A 22,901-nucleotide genomic window follows, 5' to 3' on the forward strand; every position below is an offset into this window, starting at 1 on the left:
TTTACTTCGATTCCGAAAGATTTTTCACCACTTCCAACCCTTTTGTAAAACCGTTTTCCATGTGTTCTTGCCAATCTTTCTCGGTCTGTACTTCCACATGAAGTTTTGTTTTGCCATCATAGTCGATGAGGATGTATTTTTCAAAACAGCCGCTCCATTGCTTTATTTCCATACTTTCGGTGTCTTCTACTCCATTTTCATCAACCATTCCGAGGTGCTTAAAGATCATCTGATTTGGCTCTTCAATACTGTCTATTGTAGAAATCATTCCTGCACCTTTAGGGTTTACAAAATAGGTTTTTCCGCCAACTTTCCAATCGGTTTTCATCTGTGAACCCGGACCGAAAAATTGAGTCCATTCGCTGTAGGTTTCGGTTCCGAAAAGCGTGTTCCAGATTTTTTGTTTAGGAGCATCTATTATGATTTCGTAAGATAAAGTTTCCATATTTTAAGTTTTATTATTTTTAATCACGTATTTTCATATACAAATTACTGAGCGCAAAAATCGAAACAATTTGTCTGGTTCTTATCATTTACAACTGATTTTCAGACAAATTTTTCACATTCTGAATTGCCAAAGGAACTTTCTCTTCAAAGAAACTTTTAAATTCTTTTGAAGTATTGATTTCTAGTGTTAGTTTTGTAGAATATTCGGTTTCCTCAAGTAAATAAGATTCTGTTGCATCGCCCCAATCCATCGGGGTTTCAATTCCGCTGTAAATTTCTCCTAAATGCAGAAAAACCATTTCCTTAGCAGGAATATTTTTCACAACTTTACTAAACATTCCGTTGTTATCTGGATCTAAAAACTGTACTTTACTATCTTCTTCCAAGGTACCTACATAGAAAGAGCCTTCGCAGAATGCTGATGTCCACTGACGGTATGAAAACTCGTCCCAAAGCACGTTCCAAACTTTTTCGGGTGCAGCATCTATTGTTATTTCAAATTTTATAAATTCCATATTTTTTTGATTTTAAGGTTTAGGGAAAATTATTTACCCTGTCATGATTACCTATCGTTGATGTGAAGGATTTTGATATAATTAAAAAAAATATTCTTAAATATCTAGATTACAGTAAAATAAAAGTTAAAGATTAATGTTTGATTTTTTTTAACATCCCAAAACCATATTTAATACTCAGCTTCCATTTACCGTTAAAAAGTTAAGAATTATAAGCTTCTTCCAAGTCTTTAATTACAATTTTCTGCATTTCCATCATTTTCTGAACAACTTTCTGAGCTTTCATTTGATTGGGATCGCTCATCAATTCTATTAATTTTTTGGGTATAATTTGCCAGCTCATTCCGAATTTATCTTTCAGCCAGCCACAGCTACGTTCTACGCCCCCATTTTCTGTTAAAGAATTCCAAAGATGATCTGTTTCTTCTTGATTATGAGTCATTACAACCATTGAAATTCCTTCATTAAAATCGAATTGATGGTCATAAGAATTATCCATACAGAAAAAGCTGTAATTATCTATTTCAAAATGGGCATTTTGTATATTTTCTGGAACTTCGTGATTTTCATTTCCTACTCCATCTCCATATTTCAAAACATCACCAATTTTAGAATTTGGGAAAGTTCTTGTGTACAATTGCATCGCTTCCAAAGCTTTTCCGTTATTGTGATGAATGAACATTAATGTAGGAATAATTCTTTGTGTACCTTGCTTTTCTGCCAAGCACAATTGCCAAGTTACACCAAACTGATCCCGAACCCACCCGTATTTTTTACTCCAAGGATATTCTCCAAGTTCCATTAAAACAATTCCTCCGTCAGCTAATTGATTCCAATAATTTTGTACCTCATCTTGCGTTTCACACATGACCATAAAAGAAACTGAGGCGTTTTTTTTAAATTGCGGCCCCCCGTTTAAAAGCATAATTTTCTGCCCGAAAAGCTCAATATTCAAAACTACAGGAGTATCCGCAGTGATTTTTCCGTTAAAGATTCTGCAATATCGTTCTGCGGTTTGTTTTGCATCCTCATTGTGCCATAAACATGGGAAAATATCGTTATTCATTATTGAGTTTTATTATTTATAAAAAATTAAATCAAATATTTCTTCAGTCCTTCCATAATCCCCTGCCAAAGAGTATTGAAGAAACTTTTGTTGGGATCACGATCTTTATCTACTTCCACATGATCCGGCTCTCCTTTAGAGTTATTTTTAACAAAAATATTAGCAATTGCTGAAAGTACTTTTCTTTCTTTTCCTGTATTTTTATTCAAAAAATTCACGTTCATATCGGTATAGTTAAAACCGAATTTTCCGCCTATTTTATTAGTGTTTCCGGTGTAATCAAATTTTAAATAATTGATTTTACCGTCTAGGCTTACGTTAAGATAAGGTCTCACAAAAAGATTTGCGTTTTCTATAGATAAATCTTTAATCGTTCCGTTGATTGCAAAATCGTCATTTTTGTTGGCGACATCAAAGTTCCAATGAATATCTGTAGGTGCGTCGCCAAAAAAATCAAAATTAGAATCTACTTTTATCATTGTAGGTTTCCCTGTTATCTTTGCATTGTTAACATCTTTGATCTTCGCATTGAAATTATCAAAAGTAATTTTACCTGGAATCTGGGCCTTTTCAGCAATTTCTTCATAAGTAAGTTTAGAGTTTATAATATCAATCTGTTTCACATAAAAAGGAAATTTCACATCTCGAAGTTTTTTGCTAAACATGTATCGAATCGCAATGTCATCCGGAGGAGCCAAATCGTGATAAATATTGCAGTTTATTCCATCCACTACAATCTGTTCTAGATCGATGATTGTTTTCCCTCCAATTATAGAATTTTTATCTTTAATATTTAAGGATTTAATTTTTATAGTGTACAAATCTTCTTCTACAGCAATCATTTTATTAAATTGATTTCTAGAGTATTTTGGAAGAAATGCAAAATTACGAATTTGGGTTATTTTATCCGTGTTTTTAATTTCATCTAATTTGAGTAGATAATATTTTCCCGCGTCAATATCTATTTTTTCAGCGGTAACAATTCTGTTTTTCACATGAAAAGGAATTGATTCTTTAAGGATTTCTTTATTGGTTGTAATTGAATTTAATTGAACATTAAATTTTCTAATCTTCATTTTTTGGGCGCCTTGTTTCGTTTGGCTGAAACTTCCATTGATTAAGTTTAGTGAGCTTACATTTGCCATCAAATCGGGGCTTTCACCTTTAGATTTCTGCGAAACTGCTTTTTTCCCGGTTGCGGCAATAATTTCAATATCAGGACGATAGATGTTGATTTTATTAAGATTCAATTGTAACTGTTGCCCTACAAATTTAGATTTGTTATTTAATATCTCTATTTTATCGGTTTTAATATTATAAACATCTTTAGAATTGCTTTTTCCAAGTGCCCTGAACTCGGCATTAGTAATAAAAATATCCGAATTGTTGGAACTTATTTTTTTTACACTTACCTCTTGTAATGGATTTGCTTTAAAATAAATGTTTTTAAATTCCACATTGTGAGTAGAAAACTTGAAAGGCAATTTTTCTTTAACTGTATTTTTATCAAATACTATATCTTTCAAATTTACATGAAAATTATCTATAGAAGCTGTTTTCGTTTTATCTTGCTGCTGAATGAGCACCGAACCTTCCTGCAAATCTAGATTTTTGATCCCTATTTTTAGATTAATTTCCTTTTGGTTTTCTTTTACCGTTTTTTTGTTGGTTGACGTTACAATTAATTGTGGTTTGCCAAATTTCGCATTTTCGATGATAAGAGAATCTTCTTCGATTGCGAAATTATGGGCAGAAAGTTGATTTACTTTAAAATCAAAAACATTTTTTGCATTGTACAAATAAGGATTTTCAATTGGCTTTAGATGAAATTCTGAAATAGTGAACTGTTTGTTTTTGGCATCAATTTTTTTTGCAAAAATCTGGTAAAATTCATTTACTGTGATTACAATATCTTGGGCGTCTATTTTAAAATTTTTATAGGCTACGGGAAGCATAGAAACGTCATTTTTTTGACTGATTTCTGTTAAATTAATGTTGACGTTTTTACCATTAAAAAGGTCTTTCTTATTACTTCCTTTTACTGAGAAATTTCCATTGGTTACCAAAATATTTTTAACTCCAAAGTCTACATTCTTTTTAGGAGACTTACTTTTTTCTTTTGATTTCCCGATAAGTACAGTAATCTGGGGATCTATTAATGATATATCATCAGCATGATAAGATGTATTAAAAATAGCTTTCCAAATCCCAAAATTTTCAACATTTAAACTTTTTATAGTGCCATTGATTTGAGTAACAGTGGTATCTTTTGTAGGTTTTGTTTTTATTACAAGTTCGTTTGCGGAAATATTTCCTTTAAACAAATTGATATCAAAATCTTTAAGACTCAGTTGGTAATTTGTTTTTTCATTTACCAAATCAGGAAGTTTATGTTTTAGGTAAATAGTAAGCAAAAATGGAAATGAGAGTATCAAAACAGCAAATATTCCCACTGCAATCAGTATATTTTTTTTTGGTTTTCTGGTTTTTTTTACTGTTTTATTTTCCATTTTTTGTGATGATTAATTTGTAAAGTAAATTCATTGAATTTCTATTAATGTATTAGCAATTCTTTTACATTTCCAAATCTCATTCCACACTATATAATAAATGAAATTATTATGTTAAATTCAGTTGTTTTCAGTATATTTATGAAAGTTATTCAGTATTGCATACCAACCATCACGCTGCATTTCTGAAGAATTTTGTTTTTCGGGATCAAAATTTATTTTAACTTTCGTTGTCTTATCATCCAGTTTTTCGAAAATAACTTCTACCTTCCTTTGGTCTTCCAGGTGGTACTTAATCAATTGTTTTTCAACAATTTCATCGTATACTCCAATAAGATCAAAACCAAAACTGCCGTCTTTTGCTTCCATTCTATTGTTAAATTTCCCGCCTATTCTCAAATCATTTTCTGAACTTGGGCAATGCCAACTTTCGTGAGCAAAATTCCACTTTACAATATGTTTAGGCTCATTATAATAATCCCAAACTTTTTCTACGTTTTCTAAAATCGTAATGTCTATTCTTATTTTATCCATTTGTTTTGTTTGTTTAAAAAAAGGCCAATTTACGTTACCCTTTTATTCATTAAATATAGCGTTAATTTTTCAGCCTTCGTATCCTATGTCAGTAGAAAAATTCACCATCCAGTACACTCCGAATTTATCCTGAAAACTACCGAAATAATCTCCCCAAAACTGATCTTCTAGTGGCATTTCTATATTCCCATTTTCTGATAATGCTTTGAAAATTCTTTCGGCTTCTTCTCTTGAATCTGGGAAAACAGAGACGTAATTGCTATTTCCCATCTTAAGATTCTGTCCGAATGATGGCACAATATCCGATGCCATCAAAAGATCGCCACCCACTGGTAGTGCAATGTGCATCACTCTGTTTTTCTCTTCATCTGATAAATTTTCGGTTCCAGGAGCATTGCCCATTTTGCGAATTCCTCCAACGAATTCACCTCCGAAAACAGATTTATAAAATATGAAAGCTTCTTCTGCTGTACCGTCAAAATTGAGGTAAGGATTTAATTTAGGCATAATTTTATTTTTTTAGTTATTTTTTTAATACAAATAGCAAAAACCTCTTCACTAATAAAATAATAATTGAAATTAATGCTAATATTTATACGATTACGATTTTTAATGCGAGTAACTGAAAAGATTTTCTATAATCTTTTTTTGACGGCTTTTCGTTCACAAATATGTATAGCAAATGCTGAACGATTAATTTATCATTTGAGACATATCGGCAAAAGTGACGTTCCAGCCATGTCCGTTGATGTCCCAGAAAGAATTTTGATACATCCATCCATAATCCTGTGGTTCCTCGTGCTGGGTTGCACCGTTGGCAATAGCTTTGTTTACAATATCATCAACTTCTTCACGACTATTTAAGCTAATAGCAACCAAAACCTGCGTTGTATCGCCCTTAGGAACTGGTCTTTCAGAAAAAGTCTGAAAATATTCTTCGGTAATAAACATCACGAAAATAGTATCACTCATCACAATACAAACTGCTCTCTCATCGGAAATCTGCTCATTGATTGAGAAACCGAGATTACTCCAAAACTCCTTTGTTTTAAGAATATTTTTTACGGGAAGATTGACGTAAATTTGATTGATTTTCATTTTCCAAATTTTTTAATGGTTAAAGATTTAACCAAAATTACTTACTTATTATTAAAAATCAACTTGCCCTAAGACAAGATTTAAGTTTTTCGGGGATGAGAAACCAATTCTTTACGAATTCTGCTCAGTGAAGTGTCTGTAATACCAAGATAAGATGCAATTTGCTTCAAAGGAGCAAACTTTATTACCTGTGGTTTCTGCTCTAAAAGATTAAGATACCTTTTGGTTGCAGAAAGAGTAAAGATAGCTAATGAACGATTTTTATATGCGAATAGTTCTTGGGACATCCATGATCTACCCCATTCTCTTAAGTTGGGTATTCTGTGAAACAATTCCTGGAAAGTTTCAAAATCAAGCTTCCAACATTCGCAATCTGTTATGCAGACAATATTTTCTTGTGTAGGAATTCTTTGAAATAGTGATGATACATCAATGATGATTTCATTTTCAACAAAAAATTGTGTTGTAACCTCACAACCATTAAAATCATTAACAAAAGAACGTACCAAACCTTTTTCTAAAATATAATATTCATTTGCCATTTTACCTTCTTCAAGGAGATAATCTCCCTTTTGGAAAACTACTTTTTCATGTGCTTTAGTTATATCATCAAGCTCTTCTGGGAAGAAAAAAGGAAAATCATAGTAAACGATAAAAGCTTTTGTATTCATTCAAATTATGTTTTATTAAACTTTAAAATTAGAATTTTTATTGGAATATGAAATTTTTTGATTTGGGATCTTACTTTTTAAAGACTTTAACATTCCATAATAATGTAAACACTCTACTTAAATCTGGCCTTTACTCATGAAAAATATAGTTTGAAGCATTATTATGAGCTTATGGAAGTTTATTTTAAAACAAATTATTTAGAATTGCATCCCGTTTTTGAGCATTCTTATGGGGAGATTTTAAAACAAAGAAAGCTGAATAGGTTTCGGTTTTGAAGGTTGTACAGCATCGCCAAAAACGGTTTTTCCGCCGAAACGCCAAGAGTTTTGACGTTCTTCTTCAATCACCTCATTGATGTCAAAATCGGGAGTGAAATTTTTCTCAGCTTCCGAAATAATCGTATGAAGTTTATTGATAGACTGCAATTTATCTGAATTTCCCAGTTTTGATTTTTCAATTCCTTTTTGCAGAATATTTATAGTCTCATCATACACTGTGATGGGAACAGGAAACGGATGACCGTCTTTCCCACCATTAGCAAAAGAGAATCTCGCAGGATCTCTGAATCTTGAAGGTGAACCATGAATAACCTCGCTTACCAAAGCTAGACTCTGCAAAGTACGCGGTCCAACTCCTTTCAGCAAAAGCAATTCTTCAAAATTCTCTGGCTGATTTTCTCTGGTCATGTACAAAAGTGTTCCCAGTTTTTTTAAGTCCACATCAGAAGCACGAACGTCATGATGAGCAGGCAATATCAAATTAGCAAAATCCTGCATGATTTTTTCTGAATTGGTATGAGAAATTTCTAAAATTCCTTCTCTGCTTTTCTGAGCTTCATTTGCAGTTAAGTTAAGAATCTGTCCCCGATTGACACCCTGAATTCCTTTGTGAGGTTCATCAACAAAAGATTCCATATTTTCAGAATGCCAATGATAGCGTCTTGCTGTTCCGTCTGCATCGTTCATGCCTTGTTGTACAACTGCCCATTTTCCTTCATCTGATACAATAAAATTATGAAGATACAATTGATAACCATCCTGAATTGCCGTATTATCTACTTTTGCAGACAGTTTACTTGCCCGAACCAGATCGTTCCCATTCAATCCTGTTTTATCGGCGATAACAAGAAGTTCGTTGGGAGTTTCTTTGGAAAATCTGCCTTTTCCACCACAGATATAAATTCCCAGTTCTTTCGAATTTGGATTGATGCTGCGTTTTAAAGCGCCCATTACAGAAGTTGTTATCCCAGAAGAATGCCAATCCATCCCCATTACTGCACCAAAACTTTGAAACCAAAAAGGATCTGCCAATCTGCGGAGGACTTCGTTTTTACCGTAATCCGCCAACATGACTTCTACAATAGAACGCCCCAGTAAAGCCATTCTTTCGTAGAGCCAAGGCGGGACTTTTCCGTAATGTAATGGTAAAGTTGCAGTTCCGGAACGTTTCATTGTGGGTTAAGGTTAAGGTTAAGGTTAAGACAAAAATAAAGCCTTACGAACAAATTTCATAAGGCTTAACGCATAAATATTAAAAACTTTAATGCTTTATAATTTCTTTTACAATTCCACCTTGAGGTTCTCGTACGGTTTGTGTAAAAATAAATGCTTTAGGATCGATTGCACGAACGATATTCTGTAATTTTCTGACTTCTAAACGAGTTACAATGGTGAAAATAATATCTGCGTCACTACTTTGCTCGAAAGATTCTTTCATAAAACCTCTTTCTCCTCTATAAACAGTGATTCCTTTATTCATCGTTAAGACCAAAGCTTTTTTGATTTCTTCGCTATTTCCAGAAACTATGGTCACTCCTGTGTAAGCTTCAATTCCCTCAATCACATATTTAGTAATCTGACTTGCTACCAGATAGGTCATAATTGCATACAAAGCTGTTTCTACTTTCAAGAATTTTGCGGCAATAATGAAGATAATGACATTCATTCCTAAAATAATCTCAGTAATACTGAAACTGCTTTTTTTGAACGTTAATAATGCTAAAACCTCCATTCCGTCGAACGTTCCGCCACCTCTCATGGATAGACCGATTCCGATTCCCATGAAAAATCCGCCGAACATGGCGACTAAAAGTTTATCGTGTGTCAATTCAGGAAAAGGAACAGCATAGATGGTTATAATGATTAATAAGATGGTCAAAAAACTTCGGATAGCAAAATGTTTCCCGATCTGGAAATATGCCAAAACGATGAAAGGAATATTTAAAACCAGTAAAATTACGCCAAGATTCCAATGATAAACTTCGTGTAATAAAAGTGAAATTCCGGTAACGCCGCCATCTAAAAAGTGGTTGGGAACTAGGAAAGATTTTAAAGCAAAACTCGCTGAGATTACTCCTAAAACCAGATAAATAATATCTGAAACAGTAAATAGCGGGCCATGTTTGGTTGCTGAGCTCATAGGATGATCAGTAGTTTTTTAGTTTTGTTTTGATGATATTCAGGTTATCCTGTTTTTTTTGATTTCTGCTTCTGATGGTAGTTTCGGTAAAATAATGATGACTTTCCAGAAACTTCTCCTGCAACAGATTCCAATCGCGCTCAGAATTTACGATTCCAAACATGGATAGTTCTTCGAATAGTTTATCCCCGATCACAAAGAAATCGTCTCTACCCAAATAATCTAAATCTGCATCTGCTAGAATCTGTTCCAAATGATTATAAGGCGTTTGGGGGATTTTTGTCGCCATGATCATCCCTTTGATTTTCTCTATCTGCGATTCGGAATATCCGTAATCTGAAAGATATTCTTCAGCGATTTCACATGATTTTGCCTCATGATCTTTTGAACCATATAAAAATCCTGTATCGTGAAATAAAGCTGCCGTTTTCAGCAAAAGTAAATCTTCTTCATTCACTTTTTCAGACTTTGCAATTTTTTCTACCGATTCAATAACGTCTTTCACATGCATTACACTGTGATAAGACAGATGCTCCGGAAGATTTTCCTTGAGTCTTTTTAATATTATTGTATTTAATTTTTCGTATTCCATATTTTAAAATAGAAAATGTGTTTAAAAATTTTAATCTTTCTAATGGTGCGGAATTTAAACGCAAAGTTCGCAAAGATTTTTTGACTACTAACTGTTTTTAAGTTCGCAAAGCGTTCTACTTAGCAAAGAAAGACCACAGAGATTTTAAATTAATTTTAATCTAAGAAATTTCGCCATCTTTTTTAGTTTCGAGGGCAAAATACATATCCATATCGCCTTTTCCTTTGGTGTGAATTTTACCTCTGTATTCACAAACTATTTTGTCTTTTACCAACTGATAAGTAGATTCAGAAATATTTATTTTTCCTTTTTCGCTGTTCTGCTCCATTCTGGCTGCCGTATTTACAGTGTCTCCCCAAATATCATAAGCGAATTTTTTAACACCTACAATTCCTGCGATCAAAGAACCTGAATTGACTCCAATTCTGATATCAAGAGCTTCGGGATGTGTTTTTTTTCTTTCTTCGATAAATTTAATAATATCCAAAGCTACCAAAACCGTTTGGTAAGCGTGACAATCATTTTTCATAGGCAATCCGCAAACGGCGAGATAAGCATCACCAATGGTTTTTATCTTTTCTAAACCATGTTTTTCCATAATCATATCGAAAGCCGTGAAACACTCGTTGAGCTCTACCAACATTTTTTCTGCACCCATTTTTTCTGAACTCTGGGTAAAATTAACAAAATCAGTAAATAAAACCGAAACCTCATCGTAATATTTTGCCTCAGAACTTCCGTTTTCCTTCAGTTCTTCAGCCACTTCATGTGGAAGAATATTGAGAAGTAAGTTTTCTGTTTTTTGCTTTTCTTTTTGCAATTCAAAAGTACGTTCATCAACCTGTTTTTCGAGCAAATCATTTTGATTCTGAAGAATTTGTTGTTTTTCTTGTTCTTGTTTTAAATTAACATCAGAAAGTCGGTTAACCTCATCAAGCTGTTTTACTAAACTTAAATTGGTTGAGGCAAATTGCCACGCCAAGTAAGCAGAGATAGAAATAGGAAAGCTGATAAAAATAAAAATCAGCACATATCCTATGAAATCATCCCCCATAATTTCGCTTATATCAATCGTATTCAATTTATTTAAAAACATGAAGATGATGACCATTACAATAAAGAGGAAGAATACCAAAACCCCACCTCCAACAATAAAAGCAGACTTTTCTCTTCTGATCATCGCTCTCACTATTAAATAAAAAGATTCGAAAGCGACGAAAGCCAAGTAAAGAAATGCTAAGCTAGCCGCAGCTGTAGCACTGAAATAGTAAAGAATAAAAATTGCAACGGAGATAATCAACATTACTTTCAGTCTTTTTTTAGTTCTTCCAAATAATGTATTGACAAAACCTGTAAGTGAAGTTCCAAAAACCATCATTGCAAGAAATGAAAGAAAGGTATAGGTATCAAGAATTGAAGGATCACTCATTTCAGAAAAGAGCAAGACCAAGTAACTCATTAAAGAAATTGAAAAATTATAAGTAGAAAAATAAAGATTGTAAATGGCTTTTCTGTAAAAAACAAACAGCAGCAGATGAATAAAACCAAGTGCGCCAAATATTCCGCAGATCAGCATAGTGTAGAAATTGAATTCTTTCCACATTTCTACCTTATCTTTAATAAATGTATTCGCAGAAATAAGCTCTGCACTTATCGCGAAAGGACTTAAGTTGACGGTCTTTTTTTTAGTTGAAACAAAGGGTAAAAATCGTATGGCTAATACATTTACCTCTGTATTACTGAAAGAAAATATGGTTGGAATTTTCTCTTTCATTTTATATTCTCTCGATTTCGCATTCCCAATTTTCCCTATGCTTTCTATTTTTTTACCGTTCAGATAAATTTCAGAAGCACCAAGCTGAGTGATATCAAAACATAAAGATTCATTAAGTGATGCAGAATCTATTTTAAAGTAGTATCGAACCCAATAAATCTGATCTTCTTTAGAACCTTTTCTTGAATCTAATTTTTTCCAGGAATACACTTTTTTAGAATTAAAATTGACATGCTTCCATGAAGAGTCATTGAATGTCGGTGAAGCAAAAGCAGGGTTGTCTCCTGCATAAAATTTACTTTCTTCATTAATTTTGGCACCAGATTTAATTTCTTTTTTTGTATAAACTCTGGGTTTTTCAAAAGAATTTTGGGCAAAAGAGAAAGTTTGCAATACAACCAATGTAAAAAATAGAAATTTAAACAGTAGATTTTTTCTCACATTAATTAATTTTTAAAATTGATTTACAAAATACATATCCATTGCTCCTTTACCTTTAGTCTCTATTCTTCCTCGATGCTCAAAAGTAAAATCGTCTTTTATTAATTGATAAGTTGCCTCGGAAATATTTACTCTACCCGAAGAACTATTTTGTTCCATTCTTGCAGCCGTATTTACCGTGTCTCCCCAAATATCGTATGCAAATTTTTTAACGCCAACAATTCCCGCAATCACAGCTCCGGAGTGAATTCCTATTCTGATATCTAAAGCATTCGGATTGTCTTTTTTTCTTTGTTGAATATAAGAAAGAATTTCTAAACTTGCATTCACTGCATTTTTTGCGTGCAGATCATTCGAAACTGGTAAACCACTTACTGCCAAATACGCATCTCCAATGGTCTTTATCTTTTCTAAATTATATTTCTCCATTATTCTGTCAAACTCTGTGAAACAGATATTCAACTCATTAAGAACTTCCTGAACGCCAATTCTCTCAGAATTTGCTGTAAAATTGACAAAATCTGTAAACAGAACCGAAACTTCGTCGAAATGTTTTGCGCTTGTTTTTCCTTTTTCTTTCAGTTCTTCAGCAACTTCAAAAGGAAGAATATTGAGTAACAAATCGTCTGATTTTTGTTTCTCTTCAGCTATTTTTTTATTGTCTTTGCGTTTTTGATTATAAGAATATCCTGCAAAGCCTAGTAATAAAAGTGATAAACCAGCGCCAATTGCCCACATATTTTTCTGTGTTTTTGAATTCTCTAATTCTGCTTTAGCAATTGCATTTCTTTTCTCTTGAACGGTGTTTGCAAATTTTCTTTCCTGAATATATTTTTGTTCTGCTGCCTTTTTTTGATAAGTGTAAGAAAGTTCTATTTCTTTGCGCTTTGCATCTTCTTCCAGCAAAAGTCTTTCACGTTCTTCAGCGGTTTTGGCAGCGGCTTGTTTCTTTTCGAATTCAAAACGGAGTGCTTTCAGTTCTATTTCTTTTTGAAGTTGTATCCGTTTAGTTTCTTCTTGAAGTTTTATTCTTGCTCTTTCGTTTACAAGTTCTGTTTGAGACTGCGTTTCAGCTAAGTTTCTCATCTTATCCAAACCGTAAGTTAGCTCATTCTTATCATTTGCCTTCTTAAGATAGAAAAGAGACTTTTCATAATCTCCCAGTTTCTCGTAGGCTTCGTGAAGAATTTCGTAATTTTGAATAAAAATTTCTGAAGGAACCACTGTTTTTAAACTTAAAAAATAATCTAAGTTTTTAGACTGTTCACTTGTAAGTCTTTGAAGTTCTTGTGTTTTTTTTGTATTACCCTTAAAATCAACAGCATCGTGCATTGTTGTTTTCAAATCAATCAATCCTTTTTGGTGTGTAAAATATCGATACATTGGGTCTTTCTCATTACTCAATTTTAAAGTTTTGTTAATGTAAAACTGAGCATTATTGTAATCTTTTTGTTTGTAATTTACATCTGAGAAATAATAATAAACAAGTTTTAAATTATCATTTAATTGATGTTCTTCAAAGTAATTTTTAGCATCATTTAGAAAGAATTTTGCTTGTTCATACTGCTTTGTTTCAGTATAGAGATCTCCTATCAACATTTTAGAACTTGCAATTTGAAGTTCATTTTTACTTTTTTTTGCAACGTTAAGTGCTTCTTGAAAGTAACTCAATGATTTTTTAAAATCTTTATTTAAAAGATAAAATGTTCCTGCGAAAAAATACGAATCATATAAATATTCCGGAAAATTGTTTTTTGTAAATTCAATGTATGTATTCAAAGATTTATAGCCTTCTACTACATTTTCTTGAAGAAAGTTATTTTGAAACAACCTTTGGTACGCTGCTAAAACAACTTTCTTATCTTTAACTTTCTTATGATTATAAAGACTTAAGATTTGGTTACAATAATCGTTAGCTACTTTATTTTTTTTATTAATGGAATTTACAGTAGCTAACAAATAGTAAGTCCAAGCCCTTTTGTTGTAATTGTCGGTCTTATTTAGATATTGCTCTCCTTCTATGAGATATCTTTCACTGTTTACTACATCCATTTTTTGTAGTAACAAACCGCCAATAAAAAGATTAGTTCTTCCAATCTGTTCTGTATCATTTAACCTTTCGTAGATGGGCAAACTTAATTTAGAATATGCTATTGCACTATCATCAATCTTCTTGTCTGCATAAAGGCTACCAATATCATTATAAATTTTAGCTTTCTCTTTATGTGTTTTCACTAAAGCTAACTTACTCTTCAGTTCCAAAATCTCTTTAGAATCTTGGGCTTTAAAAATTGTATTTCCTAAAAAGAAAATACTGATAAATGCTAACGTAGTAAATTTATTTTTCAATGGCTGGTTATTACCTTTACCCACAAAAATAGAAAAATCATTCTATTAAACTAACAGAATGATTTAAATTGATAGAGAAATAGCTCTATTTATTTCAAAGATGCTGTTGCAGCTTCATAATTAGGCTCTTGTCCTATTTCTGGCACTTGCTCTGTATAGATTACTTTACTCTTTTCATCTAAAACAACAACAGCTCTGCTTAGCAAGCCTTTAAAAGCAGAATCTGTAATCGTCACCCCATAATCTTCACCAAAATTCCCTCTAAAATCTGATAAAGTTTCTACGTTTTTCAAACCTTCAGCTGCACAAAATCTTGATAATGCAAAGGGTAAATCTCTTGAAACATTAATGACAACAGTATTATCGAGGGCTGAAGCTTCTTCGTTAAATTTTCTTGCTGAAGCTGCACAAATACCTGTATCAATACTTGGGAAAATATTTAAAACTACTCTTTTTCCGGTATAATCTGCGAGATTTTTTTCAGAAAGATCTCCTGCAACCATTGTAAATTCTTGTGCATTTTTTCCAACTTCAGGAAGATTACCTATTGTGTTTATTGGGGTTCCTTTAAATGTAATTGTAGACATAAATTTTATTTTTTAATATTCCTTCAAATTTAATCAAATCAAAAAATATTCTCTTTCGGATAAAGGTTAAATAATTCTTAAAAATTTAGATTTAAAAATAGAACAAATCAAGTAAAAACGATCTTTAAAATTCAAAAATTTCCGCTTAACTTTAATGTTTCAAAATACAAAATATTAAAATACCAAATTTATGAATTCAGAGAACGCCTCAACATTCGGACAAATTTTTAAAAGTGAAAACGAAATACCGGAAGAATATAAAATCAAAGAAATTCATCAGAAAGAATATCTTCTCAACGGGGAACTTATCCAATGGAACGGCGAGACCACAGCCATTTATTCTCCGGTTTACATCCGTACAGAAAATGGTTTAGAAAGGAAACTTTTGGGCAGCATTCCTAATATTGGTGTAAAAGAAGCAATAGAAATACTCGATGCATCTGTAAAAGCTTATGACAGCGGATTTGGAGAATGGCCAACGATGTCTGTTGAAAATAGAATAAAATGCATGCAGAAATTTGTATATCTCATGATTAAGCAGAGAGATTTAGTTATAAAACTGCTCATGTGGGAAATTGGAAAAACTTTACCTGACTCTACTAAAGAATTTGACAGAACTGTAGACTACATTAATCAAACCATAGATGCTCTTAAAGATCTCGACCGAGAATCTTCGCGTTTTGAGCAAGCTGAAGGTACAATTGCCCAAATCAGAAGAGCGCCACTTGGGGTAGTTTTAAGCATGGGACCCTTCAATTATCCTTTAAATGAAATTTTTACTACGCTTATTCCTGCATTGATTATGGGGAACACCCTATTGTTTAAACTTCCAAAACATGGTGTTTTAGCACATTATCCGCTGTTGAATGCTTTTAAAGAAGCTTTTCCGAAAGGTACAGTTAATACTTTATATGGCAAAGGCTCAGAGATTATTACTCCAATTATGGAAAGCGGAAAAGTAAACGTTCTGGCATTCATAGGATCTAGTAAAGTAGCCAACGGACTGAAAAAATTACACCCAAAAGTGAACCGCTTGAGAGCAATTTTAAGTTTAGATGCAAAAAACGCAGCTATTGTAACGAAAAATGCGGATCTTGATGTTGCAGTGAGTGAGTGTATTTTGGGTGCATTATCTTTTAACGGACAAAGATGTACAGCTTTGAAATTAATTTTTGTGCAGAAAGAAATTGCGGAAGAGTTTACTCAAAAATTAAGCAATGCTGTACGCGAATTGAAACCGGGACTTCCTTGGGAAAAAGACGTAAAAATAACCCCGCTTCCCGAAGTAAATAAACCACAATATCTTAAAGAATGTATAGATGATGCTCTACAAAAAGGTGCCAAAGTTTTGAATGAAAATGGTGGTTTTACCGATGAATCTTTTGTTTTCCCTGCAGTTGTTTTTCCTGTAAATTCTGAGATGAAATTATACCACGAAGAACAATTCGGGCCGATTATTCCTATTGTACCATTTGAAAACATCAATGAACCAATTGATTATCAAATAAATGCATCTCACGGAATGCAGGTAAGTATTTTCAGTGAAGATGCTAAAGAAGTTTCACAGTTGATAGATTCTTTCGTTAATTTAGTGAGTCGTGTAAACATCAATTGCCAAGCTCAGCGAGGACCAGATGTATTTCCTTTCACTGGGCGAAAAGACAGTGCAGAAGGCACTCTTTCTGTTTTTGATGCTTTGCGATCGTTCTCAATACGTTCTTTGGTAGCTGCTAAAGCAACAGAATCCAACAAAAATCTTTTGAATACTATTGTAAGAGATCATGATTCAAACTTTTTGAGTACAGATTATCTTTTTTAAATTTATGATTCAGATTTAAAAGAAGTAAAATCTTAAAAAGCATTGATTTTATTTTAATTTAGTATGAAATCAAACAACTATAAAGTGTAGCTCAATCCAAATACAGGCAGATTTGGCCCAAGAAATTTACATATTAAAAAAATCGGGCAAACTTGTTTAGTTTGCCCGATTTCCTGATGTATGGATGTATAATTTTATGCTAAAAACCTTGTTAAGATTTCGTTTAATTTTTCTGCATGAGTTACATTAAGTCCGTGCGGGGCTCCTTCAATTACAACCAATTCACTGTTTGCAATTCCTGCTGCTGCTTGTCTTGCTGATGTATCTATCGGAACGATCTGATCATTGTCTCCATGAACGATTAGCGTTTTTTTGTTGACATTACCCAATTCTGAACGAAAATCTGTATCTGCCCAAGCTTCAGCTGTTTTTAAGGTTGCCAAAGGCGAAGCTTGTGATGCTATTTGCCAGTCATAATCCAACTGCTTTTGACTTACCGTTTGAGAAAGCAGTCCGTAATTGTAAAAATTCTTATGAAACGTTTCTAAGAAGGTCACTCTTTCTTTTTTCAAACTTTCTAAAATCCCATTTAAATCTTCTACTGGAACTCCGTCTGGATTATCACTTTTTTGTTTTACTAAAGGAATAATTGATGCTATTAATGCAACTTTATCTATGTTTTCTGACCCAAAATTGGTGAAATATCTTACCACTTCACCTCCACCCATAGAGAATCCCATTAGAATTACATTTTTTAATTCTAGCTGTACAATGAGTTCATGTAAATCTGATGTGAGTGCATTATAATCATAAAGTTCCCCTGAAGGCAGAGAATTTCCGAAACCTCTTCTATCGTAAGAGATCACACGATAGCCCAAATTCGTAAGCGCGGGTATCTGGAGTTCCCAGCTTTTACCACTCAAAGGCCACCCATGAATTAGCACAATAGGTTGTCCGGAACCAAAGTCTTCGTAATACAATTTAAAATCTTTGTCTTGTTCTTTTGTAATGTAAGGCATAATTTGAAATTTTTAATTTGATGTTATTTAGCTTTCAACAAATACTAAGCCATCAAAATTGATGTGGAATTAAAAAACCTCTTAAAAAAGACAAAAAATATTAGAATACGAAAGAAAAGTTTCAAAATCATTCGAAAAAAAAATAAGAGCTGAATTTTTTAAAGTATTTTCAATTTCTAAACTTTGCAAAAACTTAAAAGCAACAAAAATTACTTTAAGCATTTCGTTTTCAATAATATTGATACTAATTTTTAAAATTTAATTAGAAATCATGTAACATTTTTTTTGAAAGCACACTAACTTATCAGAGTAAAACAAACCATGAGCTTCGAAAAAGAATTTTTAGAACGTATCGAAAAACATAAAGGGATCATTTTTAAGATTTCCAAAATGTATATGGCCGATTCTGAAGACTGTGCCGATCTTTTTCAGGAGATTATCTTTCAGGTTTGGAAGGCCTACCCGAAGTTTAGAGGTGATGCTGAGTTTTCAACATGGCTTTATAGAATTGCTTTGAATACGGCAATTGTATTTTTAAAATCTGAAAAGAAAAGAAGATTTATAGGAAATGAAGATTTTTCTAATTATAAAATTGTGCAGGATGAATATGATCTTGAAAAGGAAGAAAAACTTAGCAAAATGTATAACGCTATCAATCAACTCAATGCTATAGACAAAGCTTTCATATTTTATTATCTTGAAGATTTTTCGGGAAAACAAATTGCTGAACAGATGGGAATTTCTGAAGGAAATGTACGTGTAAAAATCAACAGAGCAAAGAATAAATTAAAAGACGCTTTAAGCCAATCTTCTCTACTTTAACCTTAAAATAATTATCATGAATATTGATGACTTAAAAGAAACCTGGAATAAGGAAAACCTTGAAACCACGCCTGAAATAAGCACAAACCAAAGAAAATCACTGAATCTTCCACTCGGAAAAATGCGGAAAAATATGCGGATAGAATTTTGGTCCACCATTGGTATCTTTGTTTTTGCTTTTGGATTAATGGCGGTAAGCCCAGCTCCTTTCAAATTTAATTTTTACATTAATTTGCTGGTTATATCGATGATGTTTGTAACTGCTTTTTTCTTTAGTAAATTTTTTAAATTGTACAAAGAAATGGGAAATCCATCTCTCAATACCTACGATGGCCTGAAAGACCTTCTTCATCAGCTTGAGCTCAATAAACAATATTATCTCTCATTTTATATTGCTTTTGTACCTTTTTTAGTTTGTGAAATGATAATTGTTTTAGAATTTATCCCGAGACCAATTCCGCTTACCAATATTCAAATTGCTTGCATATCGATTGGCTCTTTGGTGGTAGGCATTTTCACTCTTTACTATTTTGGAAAATGGTGGTTTAAAATCTTCTACGGTAAATACATAGATAAAATAAAAGGATTGGTTGATGATTTAAAAAAATAGTTTTTTTTAAGAGCATAAAGGCGGATTTTTTTTAATCCGTCTTTATATTAACCTTATTTCCCAGATTTTTCTTTTTCAATTTCTAGCTTTATCCATTCCAACTGTGAATCTTTTTTTTCTAGTGTATCTTCAAAAGAATTTAAAATTTCTACATTCGGGGTAACTCCTTTTTTAGTTTCAGTAAAATCAATATTGGGCTGAATTAAAAGTAAACCAATGGGAAGTTGGAGTTTAGAATGCGGGAGGCTTTGGTAAGAGTAAAAACCGGCAACTGTACCATCATTTGCACCACCCGTTTCTTCGCCTACCAATAAGGCTCTTTGGTCATTTTTAAGTTTAGAAGTAATGATAGATGATGCCGAAAAACTTCCTCCGTTTATCAAAACATACAATTTTCCTTTAAAAGCATTTTCTTTAGGCTTAGTCACCTTGCTTTCTTTCATTCTATAATTTACTTTTCCGTTTTCTCCTTTTTTCACGACCAAAATTTGGCGGAAAAACACAAAAGGATACATGATCGCTTTTACAACATAGGTTACTGGATGAGATTTCCTGAAATAATTCGTTTTCAACGGACTTGATTTCGAAGTGAGTTCAGGCTTCTTAACCAAAACAAAAGGTTCTTTAGCTAAATAAGAATACAGATTATTAATCTCTGAAAGTGAGCCTCCGTAATTTTCTCGTACATCAATTACAAGATGTGTAGATTTTTTATCATTAATTTTTTGAAATGTTTCTTTATAAAATCTCTCGGAAAATGATTTTGAAAAACTTTTCACTTTTATGTATGCAATTGTGCTGTCTTGATCAAGAAATTTAAAACTTCTATTGTAAGAATCTGTTGCTAAAACATAATCATTTGTGCGTTTATCTGATTTTTTTTTCTTTTGAGTTTTTTCTTTTTCTTTATCAACTTCAGATTTTGATTCTCTTTTTAGCTGTACTGTTTTTGTAACATCTTCGTACCTGGTTTCAAGTTTCACACTGTCTAAATACCCATTTTCTGCAGAATAATAATTAAAAAAACTATCTTTCAAATAATAAGGGTAAAAAGTAGAATTAAATCCGTCACTGGTCATCAGCTTTCTGTATTTTTTCATGTATTTTGCAACAGGAATGCTGTTAATAGAGAGAATTTCACTTCCCGGAAGAATATTTTCTATAGAATCTTTGTTTGCAGAAACAAAAAGCTTTTGGTTTTCAACATAATACTCAAGTCTTCCAAATAAACTTTTTTTATTCTTCATCGTACGGATTTCTGTGCTAGAATATCTTTTCCCAGGAATTCTTACTGCCAAATGACCTTCTCTGATATCGGCAATAACAGGCTGGATTTTAAAATAAAAATCAACCGGAGAAAGTGAATCTGTAATGCTCAGTTTCAGGCTGTCAAATTTTTTGTTTACATCTTTTTCAGATATATACCAATATAAATTAGGATGAAGTTCTTTGAGTTTTTTGTAGGCATAATCCACATCGTTTTTCAACTCATTTGGTGCTAATTTTGATTCCCTTTGACGGTTGTATTTTTGAACAGAATTACAGGAAAACAAGAGAATAAATAATGCGATGAAAGAGAGTTTTTTCAAGAGTTATAGTTTTGATGCTTAAAAATATAAAAGTTTTCACAAAAACTGAAATAAATAAAAAGTAATTTCACACCTGAGTCGTTCTTAAAGGTAGATTTGATTTTTTTTAATCGTTTAATTCTCGTTTATGCTTTATATATTGATTTTGATTCTTGCTATAGCTGGATTTTCTTATTATGTTTTATCCCAAGAAGTTTTTGGTGCAAAACCCACAGGAAAGCGCTTGGAAAAAATGCTGTTGTCACAAAATTACAAGAACGGACAATTCCAAAACATTAACGTTACACCACAATTTGCAGAAGGTGAAAGTATGCCGAAAGTGATGTTTAATTTTCTTTTCGGTAAAAAAAATCCAGATTTAAAACCCAAAACAAATATTCCATTTATAGAAACAGACCTTAAAAATTTAAGTAAAGACGAAAATATTTTCATCTGGTTCGGGCACTCATCATATTATATACAACTCAATGGTGTACGTTTTCTTGTGGATCCTGTATTTAGTAAATTTGGATCTCCTTTTAAATTTTTCAACAAAGTATTTTCTGGTTCAGATTTTTACACTCCTCAATTAATGCCGGAAATAGATTATCTCGTCATCACTCATGATCATTATGACCATTTAGATTATCCAACTGTAAAGAAGTTGAAAAATAAAGTAAGACAAGTCATTCTTCCATTAGGTGTAGGTGCGCATTTTGAAAAATGGGGTTATGCGGAAGAGCAGATTCTTGAGGAAGACTGGGGTGGCAGTTTTGTTTTGAAAAACCATCTTCAAATTACATTTACACCTGCGAGACATTTCTCCGGACGAAAATTTAATAAAAATAATACTTTATGGTCATCATTTGTATTGCAAAGTGCAGATATGAAAATATTTTTAGGTGGAGACAGCGGTTATGATAGCCACTTTAAAATGATTGGCGAAAAACACGGCCCTTTCGATTTTGCTATATTAGAAAACGGACAATATAACAGAGCTTGGAAGTATATTCACACGTTGCCAGAAGAAGTTATTCAGGCTTCTGAAGATTTAAAAGCACAGAGTGTTATCCCAGTACACTCAGGAAAGTTTGCATTAGCGCTTCATCCATGGAATGAGCCTTTACAAAAAGTTGCAGCTTACGCACAAGAGAAAAAACTTTCAGTCCTCACGCCAAAAATTGGGCAGGTTGTGGATTTAAATAATAAAAATTTACCTTTCGATAAATGGTGGGAATAGGCTAATCATGCCAAATCCCTTTATATCTTTTAGGGTGATTTTCTAGTTGTTGTCTTACGAAGTCACACTCGGGATCAATCATATAATCTTTTTCTTCGGCAATACGTACAAGCTCATCCAAAAGTAATTTTGCATAGCCTTGGCCTTCAAGCTCGGGGTTTATTTTTGTATAATAAACATTGATGAGTCTTCCGTCTATTGCAATAGACATATAACCCGTTTTTTCGTCAGCTTTAAACATTTGAAGCTCATCCTGATATTCTGAAATTTTGAATGTTACATTATCCATAATTTTTAAAATTTTAATTATATTTCATTTTAAATTTGATGAAAAACTTTATAGTTTCATTAAAATTACAAATTTATTTGCAACAAAAAAGCTACCAATTGGTAGCTCTTTATATTTCAAGTTGAATATTCTTATTCTTCCTCTTCTTCGTCGTACTTAGCCAACTCTTCATCGCACCATTTAAATGCAGCTTCTACAACCTTAGTAGCTTCATCCGCCATAGATTCTTCATCATCGCCTTCCAAATCATCAAGCCACTCAACTTCTTCTTCTTCAACGTTTAAGATAAATCTTGGATATTCTGTATGAACCACGAATAAATCTTCTGGAAATTCCGAATTATCTGCTAATAAAAACTTTGGTAATTTCATTTTTTATACTGTTTTAACTTGCTCAAAGATAATAAAATTATTGACAATTATTCTTTGTGAGTTTATTTTTTTCTAAAACTTTCGGTTAAGTTAGAGCCTATTTAAATTTCATTAAAATTATTTTTCAAAACGTAAAAGGCTAAATTTTTATAAAATTTCA

The 22,901-nt window shown here is 32.4% G+C and carries 22 protein-coding genes; 4 read left to right on the plus strand and 18 right to left on the minus strand.

Translation table 11 applies throughout. The features are described 5' to 3' along the window. Nucleotide 1 precedes the first annotated feature (1 nt). From BW939_RS10365 to tpx, 14 genes are all read right to left on the minus strand, one after another. Entirely contained in the window at nucleotides 2-445 is a 444-nt protein-coding gene (locus BW939_RS10365; protein WP_076451965.1) for an SRPBCC family protein, read from the minus strand. An 88-nt stretch (nucleotides 446-533) separates the two neighbouring features. Further along, nucleotides 534-962, minus strand: a complete 429-nt coding sequence (locus BW939_RS10370) for an SRPBCC family protein (protein ID WP_076451966.1) — start codon at nucleotides 960-962, stop codon at nucleotides 534-536. Nucleotides 963-1,164: 202 nt separating this feature from the next. Then, a complete protein-coding gene (locus BW939_RS10375; RefSeq protein ID WP_076451967.1) occupies nucleotides 1,165-2,028 on the minus strand; it encodes a VOC family protein in 864 nt (287 codons plus the stop codon). 26 nt (nucleotides 2,029-2,054) lie between these two features. Beyond that, entirely contained in the window at nucleotides 2,055-4,538 is a 2,484-nt protein-coding gene (locus BW939_RS10380) for a DUF748 domain-containing protein (RefSeq protein ID WP_076451968.1), read from the minus strand. 120 nt (nucleotides 4,539-4,658) lie between these two features. Beyond that, complete coding sequence (locus BW939_RS10385; protein ID WP_076451969.1) at nucleotides 4,659-5,072, minus strand: SRPBCC family protein; 414 nt, start codon at nucleotides 5,070-5,072, stop codon at nucleotides 4,659-4,661. A gap of 69 nt (nucleotides 5,073-5,141) precedes the next feature. Beyond that, a complete protein-coding gene (locus BW939_RS10390; RefSeq protein ID WP_076451970.1) occupies nucleotides 5,142-5,579 on the minus strand; it encodes a VOC family protein in 438 nt (145 codons plus the stop codon). Nucleotides 5,580-5,765: 186 nt separating this feature from the next. Continuing rightward, nucleotides 5,766-6,170, minus strand: a complete 405-nt coding sequence (locus tag BW939_RS10395) for a VOC family protein (RefSeq protein WP_076451971.1) — start codon at nucleotides 6,168-6,170, stop codon at nucleotides 5,766-5,768. 80 nt (nucleotides 6,171-6,250) lie between these two features. Next, on the minus strand, nucleotides 6,251-6,841 hold the full coding sequence (locus BW939_RS10400; protein ID WP_076451972.1) for a Crp/Fnr family transcriptional regulator: 591 nt from the start codon (nucleotides 6,839-6,841) through the stop codon (nucleotides 6,251-6,253). 240 nt (nucleotides 6,842-7,081) lie between these two features. Next, complete coding sequence (locus BW939_RS10405) at nucleotides 7,082-8,293, minus strand: DUF763 domain-containing protein (RefSeq protein ID WP_076451973.1); 1,212 nt, start codon at nucleotides 8,291-8,293, stop codon at nucleotides 7,082-7,084. Between the two features lie 88 nt (nucleotides 8,294-8,381). After that, nucleotides 8,382-9,260, minus strand: coding sequence for a YitT family protein (locus BW939_RS10410; RefSeq protein WP_059136649.1), 879 nt, complete (start codon nucleotides 9,258-9,260; stop codon nucleotides 8,382-8,384). Nucleotides 9,261-9,267: 7 nt separating this feature from the next. Then, nucleotides 9,268-9,852 carry an HD domain-containing protein gene (locus BW939_RS10415; protein ID WP_076451974.1) on the minus strand — a complete coding sequence of 195 codons (585 nt, stop codon included), beginning with the start codon at nucleotides 9,850-9,852 and terminating at the stop codon, nucleotides 9,268-9,270. Nucleotides 9,853-10,012: 160 nt separating this feature from the next. After that, entirely contained in the window at nucleotides 10,013-12,067 is a 2,055-nt protein-coding gene (locus BW939_RS10420) for an adenylate/guanylate cyclase domain-containing protein (RefSeq protein WP_076451975.1), read from the minus strand. A 12-nt stretch (nucleotides 12,068-12,079) separates the two neighbouring features. Continuing rightward, nucleotides 12,080-14,416: an adenylate/guanylate cyclase domain-containing protein gene (locus BW939_RS10425; protein WP_076451976.1), complete on the minus strand. Its 2,337-nt coding sequence runs from the start codon at nucleotides 14,414-14,416 to the stop codon at nucleotides 12,080-12,082. 89 nt (nucleotides 14,417-14,505) lie between these two features. Further along, nucleotides 14,506-15,003 (minus strand): thiol peroxidase, encoded by a 498-nt coding sequence (gene tpx / locus BW939_RS10430; RefSeq protein WP_076451977.1) that lies wholly within the window; start codon nucleotides 15,001-15,003, stop codon nucleotides 14,506-14,508. A gap of 190 nt (nucleotides 15,004-15,193) precedes the next feature. On the opposite strand from tpx, the gene BW939_RS10435 reads away from it, so the two are divergent. After that, complete coding sequence (locus BW939_RS10435; RefSeq protein WP_076451978.1) at nucleotides 15,194-16,822, plus strand: NADP-dependent glyceraldehyde-3-phosphate dehydrogenase; 1,629 nt, start codon at nucleotides 15,194-15,196, stop codon at nucleotides 16,820-16,822. 194 nt (nucleotides 16,823-17,016) lie between these two features. On the opposite strand, the gene BW939_RS10440 is transcribed toward BW939_RS10435, so the two are convergent. Next, nucleotides 17,017-17,841 (minus strand): alpha/beta fold hydrolase, encoded by an 825-nt coding sequence (locus BW939_RS10440; RefSeq protein WP_076451979.1) that lies wholly within the window; start codon nucleotides 17,839-17,841, stop codon nucleotides 17,017-17,019. A 321-nt stretch (nucleotides 17,842-18,162) separates the two neighbouring features. On the opposite strand from BW939_RS10440, the gene BW939_RS10445 reads away from it, so the two are divergent. Together BW939_RS10445 and BW939_RS10450 are read left to right on the plus strand one after the other, a co-directional pair. Then, the gene (locus tag BW939_RS10445; RefSeq protein WP_076451980.1) at nucleotides 18,163-18,663 is read left to right on the plus strand and encodes an RNA polymerase sigma factor; all 501 of its coding nucleotides are present in this window, start codon (nucleotides 18,163-18,165) and stop codon (nucleotides 18,661-18,663) included. Between the two features lie 16 nt (nucleotides 18,664-18,679). Further along, nucleotides 18,680-19,273, plus strand: coding sequence for a hypothetical protein (locus tag BW939_RS10450; RefSeq protein ID WP_076451981.1), 594 nt, complete (start codon nucleotides 18,680-18,682; stop codon nucleotides 19,271-19,273). A 53-nt stretch (nucleotides 19,274-19,326) separates the two neighbouring features. Here BW939_RS10450 and BW939_RS10455 read toward each other — a convergent pair whose 3' ends face one another. After that, nucleotides 19,327-20,862, minus strand: a complete 1,536-nt coding sequence (locus BW939_RS10455) for a S41 family peptidase (protein ID WP_076451982.1) — start codon at nucleotides 20,860-20,862, stop codon at nucleotides 19,327-19,329. 127 nt (nucleotides 20,863-20,989) lie between these two features. Between BW939_RS10455 and BW939_RS10460 the strand changes: the two genes are divergently transcribed. Further along, nucleotides 20,990-22,081, plus strand: coding sequence for an MBL fold metallo-hydrolase (locus tag BW939_RS10460; RefSeq protein ID WP_076451983.1), 1,092 nt, complete (start codon nucleotides 20,990-20,992; stop codon nucleotides 22,079-22,081). A 1-nt stretch (nucleotide 22,082) separates the two neighbouring features. Here BW939_RS10460 and BW939_RS10465 read toward each other — a convergent pair whose 3' ends face one another. Further along, nucleotides 22,083-22,370 carry a GNAT family N-acetyltransferase gene (locus BW939_RS10465; protein ID WP_076451984.1) on the minus strand — a complete coding sequence of 96 codons (288 nt, stop codon included), beginning with the start codon at nucleotides 22,368-22,370 and terminating at the stop codon, nucleotides 22,083-22,085. A gap of 131 nt (nucleotides 22,371-22,501) precedes the next feature. Then, nucleotides 22,502-22,741: a hypothetical protein gene (locus tag BW939_RS10470; protein WP_056081084.1), complete on the minus strand. Its 240-nt coding sequence runs from the start codon at nucleotides 22,739-22,741 to the stop codon at nucleotides 22,502-22,504. Nucleotides 22,742-22,901 lie beyond the last annotated feature (160 nt).

Source organism: Chryseobacterium piscicola, assembly GCF_900156685.1.
Classification (GTDB): Bacteria; Bacteroidota; Bacteroidia; order Flavobacteriales; family Weeksellaceae; genus Chryseobacterium; species Chryseobacterium piscicola.

Bases quoted from the DNA above. Each gene is read 5' to 3' on its own strand.
- BW939_RS10365 (WP_076451965.1), bottom strand. From the start codon at position 445: ATGGAAACTTTATCTTACGAAATCATAATAGATGCTCCTAAACAAAAA.
- BW939_RS10370 (WP_076451966.1), bottom strand. From the start codon at position 962: ATGGAATTTATAAAATTTGAAATAACAATAGATGCTGCACCCGAAAAA.
- BW939_RS10375 (WP_076451967.1), bottom strand. From the start codon at position 2,028: ATGAATAACGATATTTTCCCATGTTTATGGCACAATGAGGATGCAAAA.
- BW939_RS10380 (WP_076451968.1), bottom strand. From the start codon at position 4,538: ATGGAAAATAAAACAGTAAAAAAAACCAGAAAACCAAAAAAAAATATA.
- BW939_RS10385 (WP_076451969.1), bottom strand. From the start codon at position 5,072: ATGGATAAAATAAGAATAGACATTACGATTTTAGAAAACGTAGAAAAA.
- BW939_RS10390 (WP_076451970.1), bottom strand. From the start codon at position 5,579: ATGCCTAAATTAAATCCTTACCTCAATTTTGACGGTACAGCAGAAGAA.
- BW939_RS10395 (WP_076451971.1), bottom strand. From the start codon at position 6,170: ATGAAAATCAATCAAATTTACGTCAATCTTCCCGTAAAAAATATTCTT.
- BW939_RS10400 (WP_076451972.1), bottom strand. From the start codon at position 6,841: ATGAATACAAAAGCTTTTATCGTTTACTATGATTTTCCTTTTTTCTTC.
- BW939_RS10405 (WP_076451973.1), bottom strand. From the start codon at position 8,293: ATGAAACGTTCCGGAACTGCAACTTTACCATTACATTACGGAAAAGTC.
- BW939_RS10410 (WP_059136649.1), bottom strand. From the start codon at position 9,260: ATGAGCTCAGCAACCAAACATGGCCCGCTATTTACTGTTTCAGATATT.
- BW939_RS10415 (WP_076451974.1), bottom strand. From the start codon at position 9,852: ATGGAATACGAAAAATTAAATACAATAATATTAAAAAGACTCAAGGAA.
- tpx (WP_076451977.1), bottom strand. From the start codon at position 15,003: ATGTCTACAATTACATTTAAAGGAACCCCAATAAACACAATAGGTAAT.
- BW939_RS10435 (WP_076451978.1), top strand. From the start codon at position 15,194: ATGAATTCAGAGAACGCCTCAACATTCGGACAAATTTTTAAAAGTGAA.
- BW939_RS10440 (WP_076451979.1), bottom strand. From the start codon at position 17,841: ATGCCTTACATTACAAAAGAACAAGACAAAGATTTTAAATTGTATTAC.
- BW939_RS10445 (WP_076451980.1), top strand. From the start codon at position 18,163: ATGAGCTTCGAAAAAGAATTTTTAGAACGTATCGAAAAACATAAAGGG.
- BW939_RS10450 (WP_076451981.1), top strand. From the start codon at position 18,680: ATGAATATTGATGACTTAAAAGAAACCTGGAATAAGGAAAACCTTGAA.
- BW939_RS10460 (WP_076451983.1), top strand. From the start codon at position 20,990: ATGCTTTATATATTGATTTTGATTCTTGCTATAGCTGGATTTTCTTAT.
- BW939_RS10465 (WP_076451984.1), bottom strand. From the start codon at position 22,370: ATGGATAATGTAACATTCAAAATTTCAGAATATCAGGATGAGCTTCAA.
- BW939_RS10470 (WP_056081084.1), bottom strand. From the start codon at position 22,741: ATGAAATTACCAAAGTTTTTATTAGCAGATAATTCGGAATTTCCAGAA.